The 18,079-nt window shown below is 39.7% G+C and carries 12 protein-coding genes; 6 read left to right on the top strand and 6 right to left on the bottom strand.

Translation table 11 applies throughout. From position 1 onward, the window contains the following. Positions 1–2,930 (bottom strand): DNA translocase FtsK 4TM domain-containing protein (locus QZU45_RS07425; protein WP_295353614.1); only part of this gene is annotated, 2,930 nt, incomplete at its 3' end. Between the two features lie 236 nt (positions 2,931–3,166). Here QZU45_RS07425 and QZU45_RS07420 point away from each other — a divergent pair. Together QZU45_RS07420 and QZU45_RS07415 are read left to right on the top strand one after the other, a co-directional pair. Then, positions 3,167–3,634, top strand: a complete 468-nt coding sequence (locus tag QZU45_RS07420; protein ID WP_074837864.1) for a tRNA (cytidine(34)-2'-O)-methyltransferase — start codon at positions 3,167–3,169, stop codon at positions 3,632–3,634. An 82-nt stretch (positions 3,635–3,716) separates the two neighbouring features. Continuing rightward, positions 3,717–4,361 carry a DedA family protein gene (locus QZU45_RS07415; protein ID WP_295353611.1) on the top strand — a complete coding sequence of 215 codons (645 nt, stop codon included), beginning with the start codon at positions 3,717–3,719 and terminating at the stop codon, positions 4,359–4,361. 152 nt (positions 4,362–4,513) lie between these two features. Here the strand turns inward: QZU45_RS07415 and QZU45_RS07410 are convergent, their stop codons facing one another. Further along, positions 4,514–8,074 carry an HD domain-containing phosphohydrolase gene (locus QZU45_RS07410; RefSeq protein ID WP_295353608.1) on the bottom strand — a complete coding sequence of 1,187 codons (3,561 nt, stop codon included), beginning with the start codon at positions 8,072–8,074 and terminating at the stop codon, positions 4,514–4,516. 310 nt (positions 8,075–8,384) lie between these two features. On the opposite strand from QZU45_RS07410, the gene QZU45_RS07405 reads away from it, so the two are divergent. Continuing rightward, positions 8,385–9,869: a sodium:alanine symporter family protein gene (locus QZU45_RS07405; protein WP_295353604.1), complete on the top strand. Its 1,485-nt coding sequence runs from the start codon at positions 8,385–8,387 to the stop codon at positions 9,867–9,869. 66 nt (positions 9,870–9,935) lie between these two features. On the opposite strand, the gene QZU45_RS07400 is transcribed toward QZU45_RS07405, so the two are convergent. Next, positions 9,936–10,688 carry a M15 family metallopeptidase gene (locus tag QZU45_RS07400; protein WP_295353601.1) on the bottom strand — a complete coding sequence of 251 codons (753 nt, stop codon included), beginning with the start codon at positions 10,686–10,688 and terminating at the stop codon, positions 9,936–9,938. Positions 10,689–10,876: 188 nt separating this feature from the next. Here QZU45_RS07400 and QZU45_RS07395 point away from each other — a divergent pair, with 188 nt between their 5' ends. Beyond that, positions 10,877–11,707: a transporter substrate-binding domain-containing protein gene (locus QZU45_RS07395; RefSeq protein WP_295353598.1), complete on the top strand. Its 831-nt coding sequence runs from the start codon at positions 10,877–10,879 to the stop codon at positions 11,705–11,707. A gap of 77 nt (positions 11,708–11,784) precedes the next feature. On the opposite strand, the gene QZU45_RS07390 is transcribed toward QZU45_RS07395, so the two are convergent. The 3 genes from QZU45_RS07390 to QZU45_RS07380 all read right to left on the bottom strand — a co-directional run bounded on the left by QZU45_RS07390 (position 11,785) and on the right by QZU45_RS07380 (position 14,860). Then, entirely contained in the window at positions 11,785–12,492 is a 708-nt protein-coding gene (locus QZU45_RS07390) for a hypothetical protein (protein WP_295353596.1), read from the bottom strand. Between the two features lie 223 nt (positions 12,493–12,715). Beyond that, positions 12,716–14,365, bottom strand: a complete 1,650-nt coding sequence (gene pgm, locus QZU45_RS07385; RefSeq protein WP_295353593.1) for a phosphoglucomutase (alpha-D-glucose-1,6-bisphosphate-dependent) — start codon at positions 14,363–14,365, stop codon at positions 12,716–12,718. Positions 14,366–14,584: 219 nt separating this feature from the next. Then, positions 14,585–14,860 carry an HU family DNA-binding protein gene (locus QZU45_RS07380; protein ID WP_031490801.1) on the bottom strand — a complete coding sequence of 92 codons (276 nt, stop codon included), beginning with the start codon at positions 14,858–14,860 and terminating at the stop codon, positions 14,585–14,587. Positions 14,861–15,529: 669 nt separating this feature from the next. Between QZU45_RS07380 and purH the strand changes: the two genes are divergently transcribed. Then, on the top strand, positions 15,530–17,119 hold the full coding sequence (gene purH / locus QZU45_RS07375) for a bifunctional phosphoribosylaminoimidazolecarboxamide formyltransferase/IMP cyclohydrolase (RefSeq protein WP_295353590.1): 1,590 nt from the start codon (positions 15,530–15,532) through the stop codon (positions 17,117–17,119). 47 nt (positions 17,120–17,166) lie between these two features. Continuing rightward, the coding region (gene purD / locus QZU45_RS07370) for a phosphoribosylamine--glycine ligase (protein ID WP_295353587.1) at positions 17,167–18,079 on the top strand (913 nt) is incomplete at its 3' end.

Below are 18,079 nucleotides of genomic sequence, written 5' to 3'. Positions count from 1 at the left end.
GTCTTAGGATCAACCATGATAAGTCTCAACTCTGCAGGTGATCTTGCAAGCAGCAGTGAAACCAGCATAGAGTTCAGGCCAGCAGACTTACCAGAACCGGTTGTACCTGCAATAAGAAGATGAGGAGCTGAGGTCAGATCTGCAACCACAGGATTACCTACGGTATTCACTCCAAGACACATTGGCAGAAGTGCTGAGGTATTTAAGAATTCGTTAGACTCAACAACATCACCTAAAGTGATCATCTGACGTCTATCATTAGGGACCTCGATTCCCATATATGGAGTTCCAGGCACAGCTGCAATCATATTGATCTTGTTGGTCATCAGACTTCTCTGAAGATCAGTGCTCAAACTCATGATGGAATTTGATTTTACACCTGCCTCTAAAGCCATATCAAAACGAGTAATTACAGGACCACTCACAAAATCAGCAACAGTTGCCTTTGCACTGTAGTCCGACATAAATTTGTTGATGACGTTTATCTTGTTTTCAATCTCTTCATCATTATTGAAAATTTCCTCGTTTGAACGGGCTAATAATGACAAAGCTGGACGCCAGTTATCATAAAGCTTCTTTGGAGTTGTTTCAGTGGCTACTGCATAGGATACGGTTGGCATTGAGGTAATAGGATTTCTCTTTGGCTCAACCTTCATGCCGTAAGGTACAGTACCGTTGATTGAACTCATATCATCAAAAGGAATCTTATCTGAGGTCTGAATTAAGGTATTCTCAGAAACAGGCTCCTCAACACTGTCATCAGCTGAAGTGGATGCAGAATCGGCATCAATCAGTTCAGAGGCGATGCTGGAAACTCTTGAAGAATTGACATCAGCCAAGGTCTTTTCATTACCTGAATTTTCTGCAGTACTTGAAGAAATGCCTGCAAAAGAACTTGGCTCAGGAGCACTCTCCTCATTCTGATAGTCATTCATTCTGTTTACAGGAGAAGTCTCGTTCTTAGAAGAGAAAGAAGCTGTATTTACAGAGGAATTATCTGGTTTCTGCTCTCCTGACTGGGTAACACCTCTTGAACCACGGGAATACTTCTCAAAAATCTCATCCGACTCTTTTATTGGAGATGACTGATTTACATTTAGTCTTCCGTCATTCTTATCAGCAGCAGGGATGAAGGATGAACTTAAGGAATCAATCTTGATACCGTTTTTCTTTAATACAGGAACATCATTACGTGTCAGATCGGCAAAATCAATCACATTCTCTTCAAGCTGAGCTGCAGATGGGAACATGGATGAGGTTGTAGTGGTATTCTCATATGCCTTTTCCTCATCCTCTAGCTTTTTAACTTCTGTAACAGGTTTCTGTGAAAATTCTCCTGCAAGAGTATTCTTAGAAGAATTCTTCAGGTTTACGTTAGAGGTCAGAGTTGAGGTGGTTGTACGTGTAATAACAGTACTTACCTCTGACTTTCTTGAAGGACTTCCGATTGTCTGGGTTGGAGGGAGATGATCTGCTCCTGCCTTATAAATAATGGTCGAATTCTTAGAAGGCTCATTTAAATCGGTTTTTGATGAAGCTGAATATGAATCATCATAATTTGAACCAACAGGTTGATTCTTTGAAGGAGTTACACTAACTCTTGATATAATAGTCTTCTGAACCTGCTCTCTTGAGGAATCATCGCTCTGGACAGAATTACGCTGAGAATATCCGTTGATAATTGTTGACGAACCTTCAGACTGAGAGGAGGAATCATCTGCATAACGGTTGTAGTCAGGAGCAGTTGCTGTATTTGATGAGTAAGCTGCGCCACTGATATAAGTTGCAGGAGAATCATCTGTCTGTGAACCTGATGATACAGCTGATGATGCTGTTTCAGTGAAGGCCTCAGAACGAGCAGATCCCACCAGATAATTTGGAACTGATGGAGGTGCACTTATAGGACCGAACTGAGGCTCAATTCTCTGCTGAGGTCTTTCTGCTCTATTTGATCTGAATGAAAGACGATGGTCTGAAGTACGAGCTCTGCCTTCCTTGCGAAGAGAATTTTCTCTGCCCTCTCCAAATGAGGAAACTGATGGAGATGATGAACCAAAGCCTGTATTCAGACTGGACTGACCAAATTTAGGAAGATCATTTGGAACAAATCTTGGTGCAACCGTAGGTTCGCGATTCTGAGTATTAAAGTTCGGCTCTATCTTTGATAGCTCTCCAAAAGGACCGCTTAGAGTAACATGAGGCTTTGCAGGAGTCTTTTCAGAACTTACACTGTTTGTTGCCTTCTGTGTATTAACGGTATCAAATACAGATTTGGTTCCGGAAGTTCTATGATCCTCTTCTTCCTTATTCTCATCCTCTGCACGAGGCCTATTAGTTATTCGGTCATAAAGAGCTCCTGCATACTCACCAATCTTGTCACAGTACCATAGAGGTGACTTTGTAGTGAACAGGAAAAGACCAATCATAGTCAGAAGAATTGGAATAAAGGTTGCGATCTGAGAAGGTAGAAGTCTGTGCAGATAAATAGTAAAGAAATCACCTAGAATGCCACCAGCTCCGATCTGAGCATCGGATGATATAGAAGAGAAAAGAGCACAGCAGCCGATAACCAGAAGGTTAAATCCTAGAATCAGTGTTCCGATAACGAAAAAATCCACATCCTTTATGGAGACTTTTTTCATAAAAAGCTTATAACCAAGATAGATGATAACCAGAGGAAACAGGTAGGTCACATTTCCAAAATAATCAAAGATAACTCCGAAGAAAGTATCCTGAGAGTTAGAAATAAATGGAGATGAACTCTGATCTGTCAAAAGTTCTCCATTCATTGCATTCACGGACGTATTTCTGAATGAAATCAGGGAACAGATGCAGATAAAGCTTATCAGACAGGCAATTGCGAATAAAACCTTACGTACCATACCTACTGGTTTAGAAAAACTCGTCCCGTTAAATGGGCGAAACTGCATTTTAGCCTCCGCAACTGATTATTTGTCTATCTTAAAAATTATTGTTTTTTTGAGTATTATGCTTGAACTTCACAATGTTAGCACTTATCGTAAACTCGTTCAATTTGAGAAAAATTAGAATGCGAGAGCATTCACTCACAATCCGCATTTTTTTCGTTTTTTCTAAAAACATGGATTAAAAAATCTGGTTGAGTATAATTACCTCAAAAAAATTTAAACAAAGAAATACGAAATTTATGATCAATATTGTCCTATACCAGCCAGAAATGCCAGGCAATGCCGGCAACATCATACGTTTAGCCGTAAACTGCGGAGCAAAACTTCACTTTATAGGTCCGCTTGGATTCTACTTGGATAATGAGCGACTGATGAGAGCAGGACTGGATTATCATGAGCTATGCAATCTTACAGTCCATGTAAACTTCCAGACCTTCATGGAAACCCAGAAACCAAAACGACTTATAGCATCAACATCCAAGGCACACTTATCTCATGTAGATTTTAAATTTGAAGACGGGGACTATGTTATCTTCGGTCGTGAAAAGGAAGGCCTTGCTGATGAGGTATACAATGTTGTGCCACAGGAACACAGAATTAAAATTCCGATGGCCCCAAACAGCAGATGTCTAAACCTGTCAAACTCAGTAGCCGTAGTTGCCTATGAAGCATGGAGACAGCTGGGTTTTGAGAATGCACTGGTGTAAAAGTTACGACATTTGCACAATATTCTGCTAATATATACGGCTCAGATAACAAAAGAAACATTATAAACAGAGGAAAACTAAGTTGCTTGATACACTTGTCGCATTTTTTGGAGAATACGGATATATTGCAGTTTTTGCATGTTTAATTCTCTGCGGTCTGGGTGTACCAGTTCCAGAGGACATCACACTGGTTTCCGGTGGAGTTATTTCCGGTCTAGCTCTGGCAAATCCTCATATAATGTGTGCGATTGGACTTACAGGCGTGCTTGCAGGTGACAGCACCATGTTTCTTGCAGGTCGAATCTTCGGTTACCGTGTACAGAGACTTAAATTCTTCCGAAAAATAGTAAGTCCACAGAGGTTCTCTCAGATTCAGCGCAAGTTCAAAAAACACGGTCTTGGATTACTTTTCGTAGCAAGATTTCTACCTGGATTACGTTCCCCTATCTACCTAGTTGCAGGTATGAGTCATCGTATTTCATACATAACTTTCATAGTGATGGATGGTCTTGCAGCTCTGATCTCTGTCCCTGTATGGATTTATCTTGGTTATTTCTTTGCAGATAATCTGGATATTCTGATGGAATACGTTCATGATGTACAGAAAGCAATATTCCTGGCACTGGGACTGCTGGCGGTTATTATCGCTGTCATCTATTTCAAGAAAAAATTCCACTCAAAGATGCAGGACGAGAAAGCAGAAGAGGCAAAAGACAAGTCAATATAACGAGCACCATCTCTAACCACTTGATGCTTTCAGCAGGACTGAAAAAAAAGGTCTCGCTCGTTAGAAGAGAACTCTGTTTTCATTTCTCACCAGGCTTAGTCAAAATATCTTGATTTGTTTTGGGAGTAGACCCCCCATGTTAAGCTAAAGACTTAAAATTTATCCTCGGATATATAATCATTAAGAGCTCCAGAGCTGATAAGCTCAAGCATGATTTCAGCACATTTAGGATCAAACTGAGTTCCAATTCCCCTCTTTAGCTCATAGATTATGCGGTCTAAATCAAGACCGTTTCTGTATACTCTGTTCGCGGACATAGCATCAAAAGCATCTGCAACAGATATAATTCTGCCAATAATAGGTATTTCTTCTCCCTTTAGACCTAAAGCATAACCTTTACCATCATATCTTTCATGATGGTATTTGATTCCGTCTGCAAGATTATCAATGGATTTGAAGTTCTTAAGAATATCAGCACCGATAGTTACATGAGACTTCATTATGGAATACTCTTCATCAGTAAGGCGTGATGGCTTATTCAGGATACGATCTGGAATACCAATTTTTCCAATATCATGCAGCAGCGCAATTTTCCTCAAGTTACTGCACTGCTTTTCGTTAAAGCCAAGTTTTCTGGCAATCATCACTGAATAATCAGCAACTCTTACAGAGTGACTCTTGGTTCTTGGATCTCTGGCATCTAAGGCCTGCGCAATGGTCATAATGGTTTCATCACCCATTTTAATCTGCTGCTCTGCCAGTTCTAGAAGATGCTGTTTTTCATCAATGATCTTCTGCATCCACAGTTTCACAATAAAGAAAGTGAAATAAGCAATTATCAGACAGGAAACCAGAACAAAATAAATAATAAACAGTTTACTGTCATAGAAGGCATAAGCCTTTGAAAAAGGAAACCTTAGAATATCTGACGTTAATTCACGTTTGGAGTCAAACAGGGCCATGTTAAAAACATAGTTGCCTGGGGCAAGATTAGTGTAGTTAATCTCGGAAAGATCTTTTTGTCTCTTAAAGGTATAACTTTCATCTACCCCCTCAAGGCATACACCTACATATGGATTCTCAGGAGTAAAATTCAAGATATTAGGAGATATTGATAACTTCTTTGAGGCTCTTGGGATTTCGATTTTGTCAGTGCCCCTTAGGTCCTGTTCAACACCGTCTACCTTGATGCTTTCAATGTTAAGTTTGAAGTCTTTGGCTTTATGATGATAATTCTGTGTATCAAGAATGAAAACTCCAGAATTTGAGCACAGGAAAAGAGATTTTCCATCCCTAAAGTTTCTAGAATTTGAAGTCAAAGGCTCAGTAAAGCCATAGCTTCCATCCAGATGCTCTGTATCATAATTATTACTGTCATTGATAAGATCCTGTAAAGCAGCGATAAACAATCCGTTACTTCCGGTTACCGCAACCTTATCATTACCAAGATCTACAATGTCATAATTGTTAAAATAAGGGAAATTCTTGAGCTCTTTGACTTGGTACTCATCATCGATATAGCACAGACCATTTCCTGTTACGGCAATTACTCCCTTTTTATTCTTCAGTGGATAAAGCTTAAGAATGGTATCAGAATTAAGCCCATCCTTTTTGTTTATAATCCGGTGAAGCCTGTAATCCTTAAGAACATATATACCGTTGCCAGTGGTACCAAGATAAATATCATCATTAGGACCTTTTGCTGAACATAGAACTGTTAATTTCTTTTTTAGAATATCCCCTGTATCAAGGAACCCCTGTTTATTATCAAAAAAAGAAATACCAGAAGCGCCTGAGATCATGACTCTTGAATCAGACACTTCAAGTACAGATCTTGTCTTATTGCTTGCCAGACCATTCTCTTCAGTGAAATGCTCAATCTCATCCTTTATTCTGAACACACCTCTACCATGGGTACAAACCCACAGATAACCTGAACTGTCCACATAGACATCACGAACACGCACTCCATCCAAATAATCTGACAGTTCAAAATCCACAGGCTCTGAAAAATCAGAGACAAAGGCTTTTAGTCCTTCATCAGTGCCCACAATATAATTATCTTTCCATTTGGTAATACAGTTGACCACCTGATTTTTCAAGGCAGGAACCATTACAACAGGAGAAATATAAAATCTGATAAGACCAAGACGGCTTGACGCAAACCAAAGATTTCCCTGAAAATCTCTAATTCCCTGCTCTATAGATCCATTGAAGTTTTCTGTTTCAATTCTGTTGATTTCTGATTCTTCAATGAAAAAAATACCAGAATCAGAACTGATAAAAACAGTTTTAATATTCTCTCCTAATGAACTGAAGAACATAGACTTAATGCCCTTCATCTTCCCATTGGAAAAAGATGCTGTTTTTGAAAATTCCTTCCCGTCATAAGCATAGAGGCTTACAGTATTTGAGGTATCGGAAAGATACAGATAACCATCTTCAGCGTAAAGAGCATAGGTAAAATAAGTATGCTCAGAAGGTTTTATCTTTAATGCCTCTTCGCCATTTTTAAAACAGTGGACAATTCCGTTTAAATCTATGGCAAAGATATACCCTGAACCATAACTTAAAGATGTAAAATTACCATCCTTACATGCCTGACTAATCTTGTATGATCCACTTTCTGCATTAAGAATATTGATACCGCTTGGTGTTGTTATGTATATGAGGTTGTTATTGTCAACAGCAATACCTGTAACATAATCAGATAGGAGACCATCTTTTTCACTTAACTGATTTACTACTCTGCCACCTTCAACTAAAAAAACCCCCTGATCAGTGGTTCCAACCCATAATCTGTCACCATCAGCGTACAAACACTTGATATTGCGAATTATTTCAAAGCCATGATCTCTGTGAAAGTAATTGCCGTCGTATTTTAATAGCCCCGCATATGTGCCTATCCAGATATAACCATCAGATGTTGTAGCTATAGAAGTAACATTACCGGATAAAAGACCGTTTTTCTGATTAAAAACCGTCTGCTGTACAGAAAATGACAGAAAATCCGTCTGAGGATGGCGTTCTCTTGCGAAAACCTTAAATACAGATGCCTCCACATCAGAAGGATAATTAAGTAATCCAATAAATCCGGCAAACAATATTAAAGCTATCTTCAGAGAGCTTCCACTTCTCCCCATAACCTCGACTTTATTGAAATTCTTAAACCATGTAGTCCTGCTGAAGATAAAACGGACGGAAATAAAGAAAAGAAATACACTTACAAGCTTATCTAAAAATTCAAGATAAAAGGCTGCCAATGGTAAACCAATAAGACGAATACTGTTATCTCTGCAAAAGGCAATAATAGAATCTGCCCAAAGATTGTCTTTCAACTGCTGATTATCAATGAAGTTAATGCATAGAGAGATCAGGAATGAGAAAAAAATAACAAATGCAGAAAACAGCATTATGGAGTTAACATCAAAGCGGTGCTTATTCTTAAAAAATGAAGTTCCATAGATTAAAAATGCTGAGATTAGAGGCGATACAACATTAAAGGAATCAAGATAACATAGAGAAGCAATATTAACCAGGACACACAGAACACCTGCATATACCCCATAGTAATACACCCCAAGCATGGTTCCGACAGAATCAAGCCATAGAGGCAGATCCAGCTTATGAGAGAGAATAATTCCAACGCAGTTTAACAGTAAAAAAAACAGGATAAAGCCTATATTCTGATATTTATTCTTTGTAGAATTCATAACACATACACATCATCACTAAAGACTACTTTTTTATATCACTTTTATTTGAATAATTAAGCTGGTTGTTTAATTGTTTAAACTATTCTCACAAAATTTCTTTGAGATCTGAGATAACGTTTTTTTCTAAAACTTAATAACCAGGTGAAACTAGAGAAAAAAAGCATCTGCCACATAAAATTTTTCTCACCAAAAAGATACAGATATGGTGCAAGAATGTGATCTAATCGCCAAAATCGTTAATAATTGACTGTTTTTTGCTACAATACGGCCTTGGTGATGACACGGTTGTGTCTTTTAATTTCAACTAATGACTAATATCAACATGGATTATTTAACTCAAATAATTGTCGACATCAACTCTATCCTATGGGGTCCTTGGTGTCTTATTCCAGTGCTGGTTGGCGCAGGTATCTTCTTTACCTTTCAGCTTCGCTTAGTGCAAATCCGTCAATTTGGACGCGCCTTTAAACACGTATTCGGCGGCCTGTCATTTAACGGTGAAAAAGCAGGTAACCACGGAATGACCTCTTTCCAGTCACTGGCAACAGCAATCGCTGCTCAGGTGGGTACAGGTAATCTTGCTGGTGTTGCCACTGCAATGGCTATGGGTGGACCTGGTGCTGTGTTCTGGATGTGGCTTGCAGCATTCTTCGGAATGGCAACCATTTTCTCAGAGGCAATTCTAGGTCAGCTGTATAGAACCAAGGATTCAGAGGGAAGAATTACCGGTGGTCCTGCTTACTACATCAAGCACGGATTAGGTAACAAGCCAATGGCTGCCCTATTCTCGATTCTAACCATCATTGCATTAGGCTTTATTGGTGTAATGGTACAGGCAAACTCAATTTCTACTGCCTTTGATTCTGCTTTCGGTATTCCTACCGAGATTACAGGTCTGTTTATCATTATGCTTGCAGGTTTCATCTTCATCGGTGGAATCAGCCGTATCGCAGGATTTACTGAGAAATTAGTTCCTCTGATGGCTTCTGTATATGTTCTTGGTGCTATTTACATCATGCTGACAAACTATGCAGAGATTCTTCCAACCTTCAAAGCAATTTTTGTTGGAGCCTTCTCTCCTTCAGCAGCAACAGGTGGTGTAATCGGAGCAACCGTTAAGGAAGCAATCAGATATGGTGTTGCAAGAGGACTCTTCTCTAATGAGGCAGGTATGGGTTCAACTCCACATGCTCATGCTGTGGCCAGAGTTAAGCATCCTGTAGAACAGGGTCTTGCAGCTATTGTCGGTCTTTTCATTGATACATTCGTTGTTCTTACCGCAACTGCTCTGGTTATTATGGTAACCGGTTCTCTGGATGGTAAGACCACTGGTATTATGCTGACTCAGGCTGCATTCGTTAAAGGCATGGGCGAAGCAGGTTCAGGCTTCGTTGCAGTGTGTCTGTTCTTTGCTGCCTTTACCACTATCGTAGGCTGGTATTTCTTTGCCGCACAGAACGTAAAATACCTTTTCGGCTATAAAGTAATCAATATCTTCTCTGTTATCGTGCTATGTTTCCTGATGACAGGTTCAATGCTGAAAGTTGAGCTTGTATGGGAGCTTGCTGACATGTTCAATGGGCTGATGGTGATTCCAAACATCATTGCCGTTATTGGACTGTACAAGCTTATAATCAAAGCTGTGAATGACTATGAGAACAGATATCTTGTGGGGCAGGAGCCAATCTATGGACCATCAGAATCCTTAACAGGAAGACTCGCAAAGGTTGAGGCTAGAAGAAGACATTCTCATAAAGCTAGAAGAAATAAGAGTCAGGAACTGACTCACTAATTATTTAATTAGCGTTTTTATTTTCACATTAAAGGGAGGCAAATCGCCTCCCTTCTTATTTCCTAATTATTCTTCATTTATGTCTCGCTTTTCTTTTTCAAAATGCTGATAGTCTTTAACGGATTTCCAGTCACCTCCCCAGCTAAAACCATGTTTGGTGAAGAGTTTATAGGCAAGATCATTCTTATCGATTTTATGTCCGAATACAGCGGTACGATCACAGTACTGAGCAGCAGTTTTAGGTTGAACAAAGAGAGTGCCATCATTTCTAACTTTGCAGTATGGATTGTAGAGAGTATTCAAATCAACAGCCATTCCCTTAGCATGATTGGAAAGAACTGTTGTCCCAGAAACAGCTCTGTAGCAGAAGCTTGAAGTATTATTTGCCTGCATCTGTTTTTCATCATCAGCATCGTAGTAGTCAGGAAGAACAGCCCGCTCAATCTGGTAGTTGTTTAAGTAAAGCTCATAAAATATTTCACTAAGATCTTTTGCAATTGCCTTATTGCAGATCATCTCACCAACTCGGATGTTTCCATCAAAATCATGGTGCAAAAACTTAACATATCTTAAGTCTTCACGCTTTATATAAGGATTTTCCTTATATGTCTTGCCCTGCATTTCCGCCCAGACATCATCTGGGACCTGAGAATAGGAAAAAAGTTCGTTAAGCCTGTTTTTTTCTATACTCTCGGAAAGGACAATAGAACCGGCTCTTAGGTTCTTCATAGTTGAACTAGTGAATTCCCCAGAAGTACACGCGGTTATAACACATGACAGGATTAAAACGGTCAAGGCCGTTTTTATTCGATTATCCATATTCCTCGCTCCTCATTAGACTACCCAAAGTCATAGACTTTCGTCTCATTAATCAAACAGATATATCATACAAACAATCTTAAGTCCAACATTTGCAATAAATCACAAACCACAGAAAATATATTTACCATATGTCTGATAGAGGCATAGACTTAAAGGTAGGTATTTGTTTTTTTTCTGGAACCAAAATGTCTATAAAAAAAGTATCACTTGTATTTTCATGTTTACTAGGTTTGACTTTATGTTTGCATTCCGTTGCTGAAGAAAGTCATCTGCAAACCATAAAAGATTACGAAGAGTTTAAGGTTGCAGTAAAAAATGATATAAGATTTCTTTCTATGCAGGATGAAAGATCTGGAGAATATAAAGGACTTGAACCCACTATTGCCAATATGATTGCAAAAGAGATTGGCGAGGATGTTGAGGTTACTTTTATTACCATCACTTCATCCAATAGAGAAAGTATTCTTGATTCAGGTTACGCTGACTGCATGATCGGAACATATACAATTTCTGACGATAGAAAACTAAGATACGATATTTCCGCCCCTTATTATGAGTCTAATGTTACCCTTCTCGTAAATAGAAATTCAAAATTAGATTCTGTTGCAGATTTAATCGGAAAAAAAATTGGAATTATCAAGAACTCAAACTCAGCAAAAGAGCTTGTAAAATACATGATATCAAAAGGCTTAATAGATGACGCTCAGTTTGATGAATGGTCATTCAAGCCTGAACTGTGGACCGATAAGATTGGATTTGAAAGCTACGAGAGCAATCAAGCAGTTTTAGATGCAATGGAAAGAAATTATGTTCAGGCATTCTGCTGCGACAAAGTTATTCTTAGCTCCTTTACAGATGATAAATTAAAACTTCTGAACGAAGAGTTTTCTCCTCAGCGATATGGAATAGTAACAAGACAGGGCTCAGATTTATCCTCATTCATAGATGCTCTCATCAGAAAGTGGCATGATGACGGAACCCTGGAAAGACTGGTCTCAGAGTATCTTGGAAAATAGAGTACAAATTAGAATTCATAAAATTTCGGGGTTTTAAACCCCGAATTTTTTTTAGACAAAAAGAAAGTTAAAATATACTAGTAAAGCTTGGTACAAACAGAAAGAGTTTCTGATTTAACCTCACCTACATTTGCAAAGTGACACTCATATGAATGGCCCTGTTCATCTCTTACTTTGAATAATCCATTCTTGGTCTGAGTTGGAACATTGTTTACAGATTTCTCTGAACTTAAGGTTGGAACCGCAGTATTCTCTGTACCTCCAACATAAGTTGGATCAGAGGTTGAAGTGTTTTCTGATGTTCTTGTATTTAGCTTGGCCTTATTGGCAGGATTGTGCATTTCAGCATCACGGGTATGCTCTTTTTCTAAAGAGTATCTTGGATCACCAACAGTGATAAATGACTTCTCTGATTCACCAGATTTTTCTGCGCCGTCTGCTTTCTCTTTCTGCTTTGAAAGCTCTATTGACTTGCCTACGTATTCCCACTTACCTTCAGAGGTTCTAACCTGACATAAAGCCTCATCAGATGAGCCTCTTACACCGGTATTCACCTGACACTTATAGCGTTTACCGTCTTTGGATTTTAATTCGAAGGTTACGTAATCAAGACTTGGGTGTAATGTTTCCTGTTTTAAGGTTAAGGTATCAGCATTTACACCAATGTTGTTGGCCGCAATCTGAACATATTCGTCGTTTGTTGTAACCATTGAACCAACAACAGCACAACCTGAAAGATTAGACGCAACAAATGCTCCTATTGCAAGGAAAATCTTCTTCTTCATTTTTTTATATCCCTTTGATTATTTATTATGAATTTTTAGAATTTTATCTTATTGTTTCACATTCTTGGAAAAATAGTCAAAATCTTGTATCACAGATCACAAGTTTTACAGATTAGGCATTAATTCTGTGTATATTTAAAGTCAAATTACGCACCAACAAAAAGGCGCCATAAACTAATCATCTATGACGCCTTTGAGAATCTTTATTTAAATCTTATTCAGATTAAACACCAGCCTTCTTTAACGCTGCGCTTACAATCTGCTCAGCCTCACTACCGATTCTCTTTAGGTGATCCTCACCCTTGAAGCTTTCCATATAGATCTTATAAACGTTTTCAGTGCCTGATGGTCTTGCAGCGAACCAGCCGTTTTCTGTTACGACCTTCAGACCGCCGATTGCAGCACCGTTGCCAGGAGCACAGGTCAGTTTATCAATAATCTTCTCACCAGCAAGCTCTGAGGCTTCTACATCTGATGGAGATAGTTTCTTTAGAGCAGCCTTCTGAGCGGTATTTGCTGGAGCATCAACACGGTCATAGTAAGGTCTGCCATACTTGGCAACCAGCTCTTCATAATGCTGAGCAGGATCCTTTTCAGTTACAGCCAGCATCTCAGCAGATAACAGTGAAGCAATAATACCGTCCTTATCGGTAGTCCATACGCTGCCATCCTTACGCAGGAAGGAAGCACCTGCAGATTCCTCACAGCCAAAAGCCAGAGACTTATCAAACAGACCAGGTACAAACCACTTGAAGCCAACTGGAACTTCGTAAGCTTTTCTGCCAAGACCTGCAGCAACTCTGTTCATCAGATTTGAAGATACTACGGTCTTACCAATCATTGCATCTTTAGGCCACATGTTTCTGTGGGTGTAGATGTAGTTGATTGCAGCTGAAAGATAATGATTTGGATTCATCAGACCTGAATGGCAGACGATACCATGACGATCATAGTCAGGATCGTTACCCCATGAAATATCAAAGTCATCCTTCATCTTGATCAGACCTGCCATTGCATATGGGCTTGAGCAGTCCATACGAATCTTGCCGTCTCTGTCTATGCTCATGAATGAGAAGGTTGGATCAACTGCATAATTTACAACCTTAAGATTCAGATTATATCTGTCTGCAATGCGATCCCAGTAATAAAGACCAGAACCACCAAGTGGATCAACGCCCATTCTGATTCCAGAGTGGGAGATTGCATCCATATCAATAATCTCCCCCAAAGCTTCAACATACTGAGACAGCATGTCATATTCCTTTACGTTAGGAAGTTTGATTGCCTGAGTATAAGGAACTCTCTTAACGCCCTGAAGCTTGTTCTTTAGAATCTCGTTTGCTCTGTTTTGAATTACAGAGGTAATCTCTGTACCAGCAGGACCACCATCTGTTGGGTTATATTTGAAACCACCGTTTGATGGAGGATTGTGTGAAGGAGTAATAACGATACCGTCAGCTAAACCTGAGGTACGGCCCTTGTTGTAGTTTAGAATTGCGAAAGAAACTGATGGAGTTGGAGTATAACCGTGATTGGTCTCAACTCTAACTTCAACACCGTTAGCACCGAGAACCTCAACTGCGGTTGCAAGAGCTGCCTCAGATAGAGCATGGGTATCCATACCGATGAATAATGGACCGGTGATGCCCTCTTTCTGACGGTACTCAGCAATAGCCTGAGAAATAGCGATAATGTGAGACTCTGTGAATGAACCATTCAGAGATGTTCCTCTGTGACCTGAAGTTCCGAAGCTTACAAGCTGCTCTGGATCGTCTAGATCAGGGGCATTCAAGTAGTATGCTGCCATTAAACGAGGAATATTGTCCAAATCCTCAAAGGTTGCTTTTTTTCCTGCTTTCTGATGCAATGCCATGATACTTTCCTTTGTTTATCTATATAGTTATGTTTTAAGTTTTATTCTAAGTATTATATAGACAGGGCAAAATCAAATGCCACAAAAAAATGAAAATTAACGCAAAATTGCAAAGTTTGTTGGATTATTTTTGAGTGAACGCTCATTAGAGGGGATATTAAAAAGCCCTCTTATTTCTTTTTGAGGGCTTCTTGAAATAATTTTGATATCGAGATCAGATTATTTGTTTACTGACTTCTTTAACTCTGCGCCTGCGCTGAATGAAGGAGTCTTAGTTGCAGGAATGTTAATAACTGCACCAGTCTGTGGATTACGACCTTCACGCTCCTTACGCTCGGTAACCTTGAAAGTACCAAAGCCAACTAACTGAACACGGTCGCCTGAAGCTAAAGCTTCGCTAACAGTGCTTAGTAATGCATCTAAAGCATTACGTGAACTAACTAAAGTTAAACCAGAACGCTTTGCAATCTGCTCAATAAGCTCAGACTTGTTCATATTTATTATTTTCCTTAAATTATTTGCTCCATTATCTGGAGTAATTATTGTAGACAAATCTATTCTTAGATAAAAAATTATCCGTCAAATCTCTTTAATACGCGGAATTCTAGGCATTCCCTCTTAAAGCGGGACTAAGTATACGCTATTTTGAATAGAATTAAGATAGATTTTTTTTCACAAACCACTTGAAAAGGCTTATATTTCCGTATCATAGATTTCTTTCTAAAAATAACCATTTGATTTATAAAGATTTTGATTTCATATTATTTTTCAAAAAAAAATATAAAAAAAATTGTAGACAAAATGCACTCTTATGCCTTATATAGCGGTATTTTCAATGCACAAAATGGTAGCAAAAAAAATTAAAAAAAAAGAATTTATAAAAAATATTAGGCAAGAAAATAATTGTTACAACTGAGACAAAAGATTTCCAAAGTCCCAGTCAACTTAATTAAACCAAAAGAACAGGTTTCCTATTATATAGTTCCGTCTTTCTCTCAAAAAAACATTGAAAAAACATTGTATTAAATATTTTTGCACAAAGATATGGCAATGACATTAAATTAAGCGATTTTCATCACATATCTTGCTACAATATACGCGCTTTTTAGGGTAACCACCCTCCATTAAAGTCACTCACATAATCTATAGGAGCATATCTTAATTATGGAACCCCTCTTACGTCCAATCAAAAGAGCCTTAATAAGTGTTTCCGATAAGGAAGGCATTGTTGAGTTTGCAAAGGAACTTGAAAAACGCAATGTTGAAATTCTGTCCACAGGCGGAACCGCAAAGCTGCTGACAGAAAAAGGAATTAAGGTTATAGAGGTATCTGATTACACCAAATTCCCTGAAATGATGGATGGAAGAGTCAAAACGCTTCATCCAAAGATTCACGGAGGGATCCTGGGTCGCAGAGGAATTGATGAAGACGTAATGAACGAACATGATATCAAGCCTATCGATCTAGTTGTTGTAAATCTCTATCCTTTCGTAAAAACTGTTTCTGACCCTAACTGCCCTCTTGAAAAAGCTATTGAAAATATCGACATCGGCGGCCCAACCATGGTTCGAGCAGCTGCAAAGAACAACAGAGATGTTGCAATTGTAGTAAGAGCTTCTGATTACGCACGTGTTTTATCAGAGATGGATCAGAACAACGGCTCTCTAACCTGGGCAACCCGTTTTGATCTTGCAATTGCAGCTTACGAGCATACAGCTGCATACGACAGTGCAATTGCCAATTACTTCGGAACAAAGGTTCCTGATTACGGTATTACAGACGGTACCCAGTCAACTCTTCCTAGAACTCTAAATCTGAACTACACCAAGCTGCAGAGCATGCGCTATGGTGAAAACCCACATCAGAAAGCAGCGTTCTATGCTGACATTGATGCTCATGATGCAGGCATATCAACAGCAAAACAGATTCAGGGTAAAGAACTTTCATACAACAACATCGCCGATACCGATGCAGCAATCGAGTGTGTACGCCAGTTTGAAGAGCCATGCTGCGTAATTGTAAAACATGCAAATCCATGCGGCGTAGCTTTAGGTAAAAATTTAACCGAAGCCTACGAGGATGCCTTCAACTGTGACAGCGAATCAGCTTTCGGCGGAATTATCGCTTTCAACAAAGAGCTGGACGGTGCAACTGCCAAGGCAATTGTTGACAGACAGTTCTGTGAGGTTATCGTAGCTCCTTCAGTTACTGAAGAAGCCAAGGCAGAAGTTGCCCGCAAGAAGAATATCCGTCTTCTAGAAACCGGCGAGCTTGGACAGGCAAAACCACGCTACGACTTCAAGAGAGTGAACGGTGGTCTGCTGGTTCAGGAGGCTGATCTTGAGGTTGTCAATAAAGAGAATCTGAAGGTTGTAACCAAGAGAGCTCCTACTGATGAGGAAATGGATGAACTGCTGTTTGCCTGGAAGGTATGTAAGTTCACCAAGTCAAATGCTATTGTTTACACAAATCACAAAAAGACACTGGGTATCGGCTGCGGACAGACCAGTCGTGTATTCTCAGCCAGAATCGCATGTCTGCGTGCAGAGGATGCAAAGCTCTCACTAGAGGGTGCAGCACTTGCTTCAGATGCATTCTTCCCATTCCGCGATGGTGTAGACGCTGCAGCAGCATCAGGCATCAAGTGTATTATTCAGCCAGGCGGTTCGATTCGTGATCAGGAAGTAATCGATGCAGCTGACGAGCACGGAATTGCAATGGTATTCACTGGAATGCGTCACTTCAGACACTAATACGGAGCGCACATGAAAGTCACTTCAGACACTAATACGGAGCGCACATGAAAGTTTTAATTATCGGTAACGGTGGAAGAGAGCACGCTCTTGCATGGAGAGCAGCAAAGTCTCCTCTAGCCGAGAAGGTATATGTAGCACCAGGTAACCCTGGTACTGCAGCCGAGGACAAAATGGAGAACGTTAACATTGCTGTTAACGATATAAAAGGACTGGTTGAATTTGCCAAAAAGGAAAATATCGGTCTTACCATTGTTGGTCCGGAGGCACCTTTAGTTGAAGGTGTTGTTGATGAATTTGAAAAGAACGGTCTGAAGATTTTCGGACCTTCAAAGGCTGGGGCTCAGCTTGAAGGTTCAAAGTCATTCACCAAGCATTTCTTAAAGCGTCACAATATCCCAACCGCAGCCTATGAAGTATTTACAAAGGCTGATGAAGCTGAAGAATACATCAGAAAGATGGGCGCACCTATTGTTATCAAGGCAGACGGTCTTGCTGCAGGTAAAGGTGTGGTCGTTGCAATGACAGAGGAAGAGGCAGTTGAAGCTGTCCACTCAATGCTGGATGAGCATCAGTTTGGTGATGCTTCAGCAAGTGTTGTGATTGAAGAGTTCATGGAAGGTGAAGAAGCATCATTTATTGTGATGTCTGACACCATCAATGCTCTACCAATGGCAACCTCCCAGGACCACAAGCGTGTTGGCGACGGTGACACCGGTCCTAACACCGGCGGCATGGGTGCTTACTCCCCTGCTCCAGTTGTAACTGATGAAGTTTACAAGCGTGTAATGGATAAGATTATCTACCCTACCCTTAAGGGCATGGCAGAGGATGGAATTCCTTACCGCGGTTTCCTTTACGCAGGTCTTATGATTGATAAGGCCGGTAACCCTCGCGTGGTTGAATTCAACTGTCGTTTTGGTGATCCTGAAACTCAGCCAATCATGATGAGAATGCAGT

It is taken from the genome of uncultured Succinivibrio sp. (genome assembly GCF_902756765.1).
GTDB lineage: Bacteria > Pseudomonadota > Gammaproteobacteria > Enterobacterales > Succinivibrionaceae > Succinivibrio.
The sequence above is the reverse complement of the archived record's forward strand: the minus strand, read 5'-3'. Positions and strand labels throughout refer to the sequence as shown.

Coding starts and splice junctions, on each gene's coding strand:
- QZU45_RS07400 (WP_295353601.1), bottom strand. CDS start 10,688: ATGGATAATCGAATAAAAACGGCCTTGACCGTTTTAATCCTGTCATGT.
- QZU45_RS07410 (WP_295353608.1), bottom strand. CDS start 8,074: ATGAATTCTACAAAGAATAAATATCAGAATATAGGCTTTATCCTGTTT.
- pgm (WP_295353593.1), bottom strand. CDS start 14,365: ATGGCATTGCATCAGAAAGCAGGAAAAAAAGCAACCTTTGAGGATTTG.
- QZU45_RS07390 (WP_295353596.1), bottom strand. CDS start 12,492: ATGAAGAAGAAGATTTTCCTTGCAATAGGAGCATTTGTTGCGTCTAAT.
- QZU45_RS07380 (WP_031490801.1), bottom strand. CDS start 14,860: ATGAACAAGTCTGAGCTTATTGAGCAGATTGCAAAGCGTTCTGGTTTA.
- QZU45_RS07420 (WP_074837864.1), top strand. CDS start 3,167: ATGATCAATATTGTCCTATACCAGCCAGAAATGCCAGGCAATGCCGGC.
- purH (WP_295353590.1), top strand. CDS start 15,530: ATGGAACCCCTCTTACGTCCAATCAAAAGAGCCTTAATAAGTGTTTCC.
- QZU45_RS07395 (WP_295353598.1), top strand. CDS start 10,877: ATGTCTATAAAAAAAGTATCACTTGTATTTTCATGTTTACTAGGTTTG.
- QZU45_RS07405 (WP_295353604.1), top strand. CDS start 8,385: ATGACTAATATCAACATGGATTATTTAACTCAAATAATTGTCGACATC.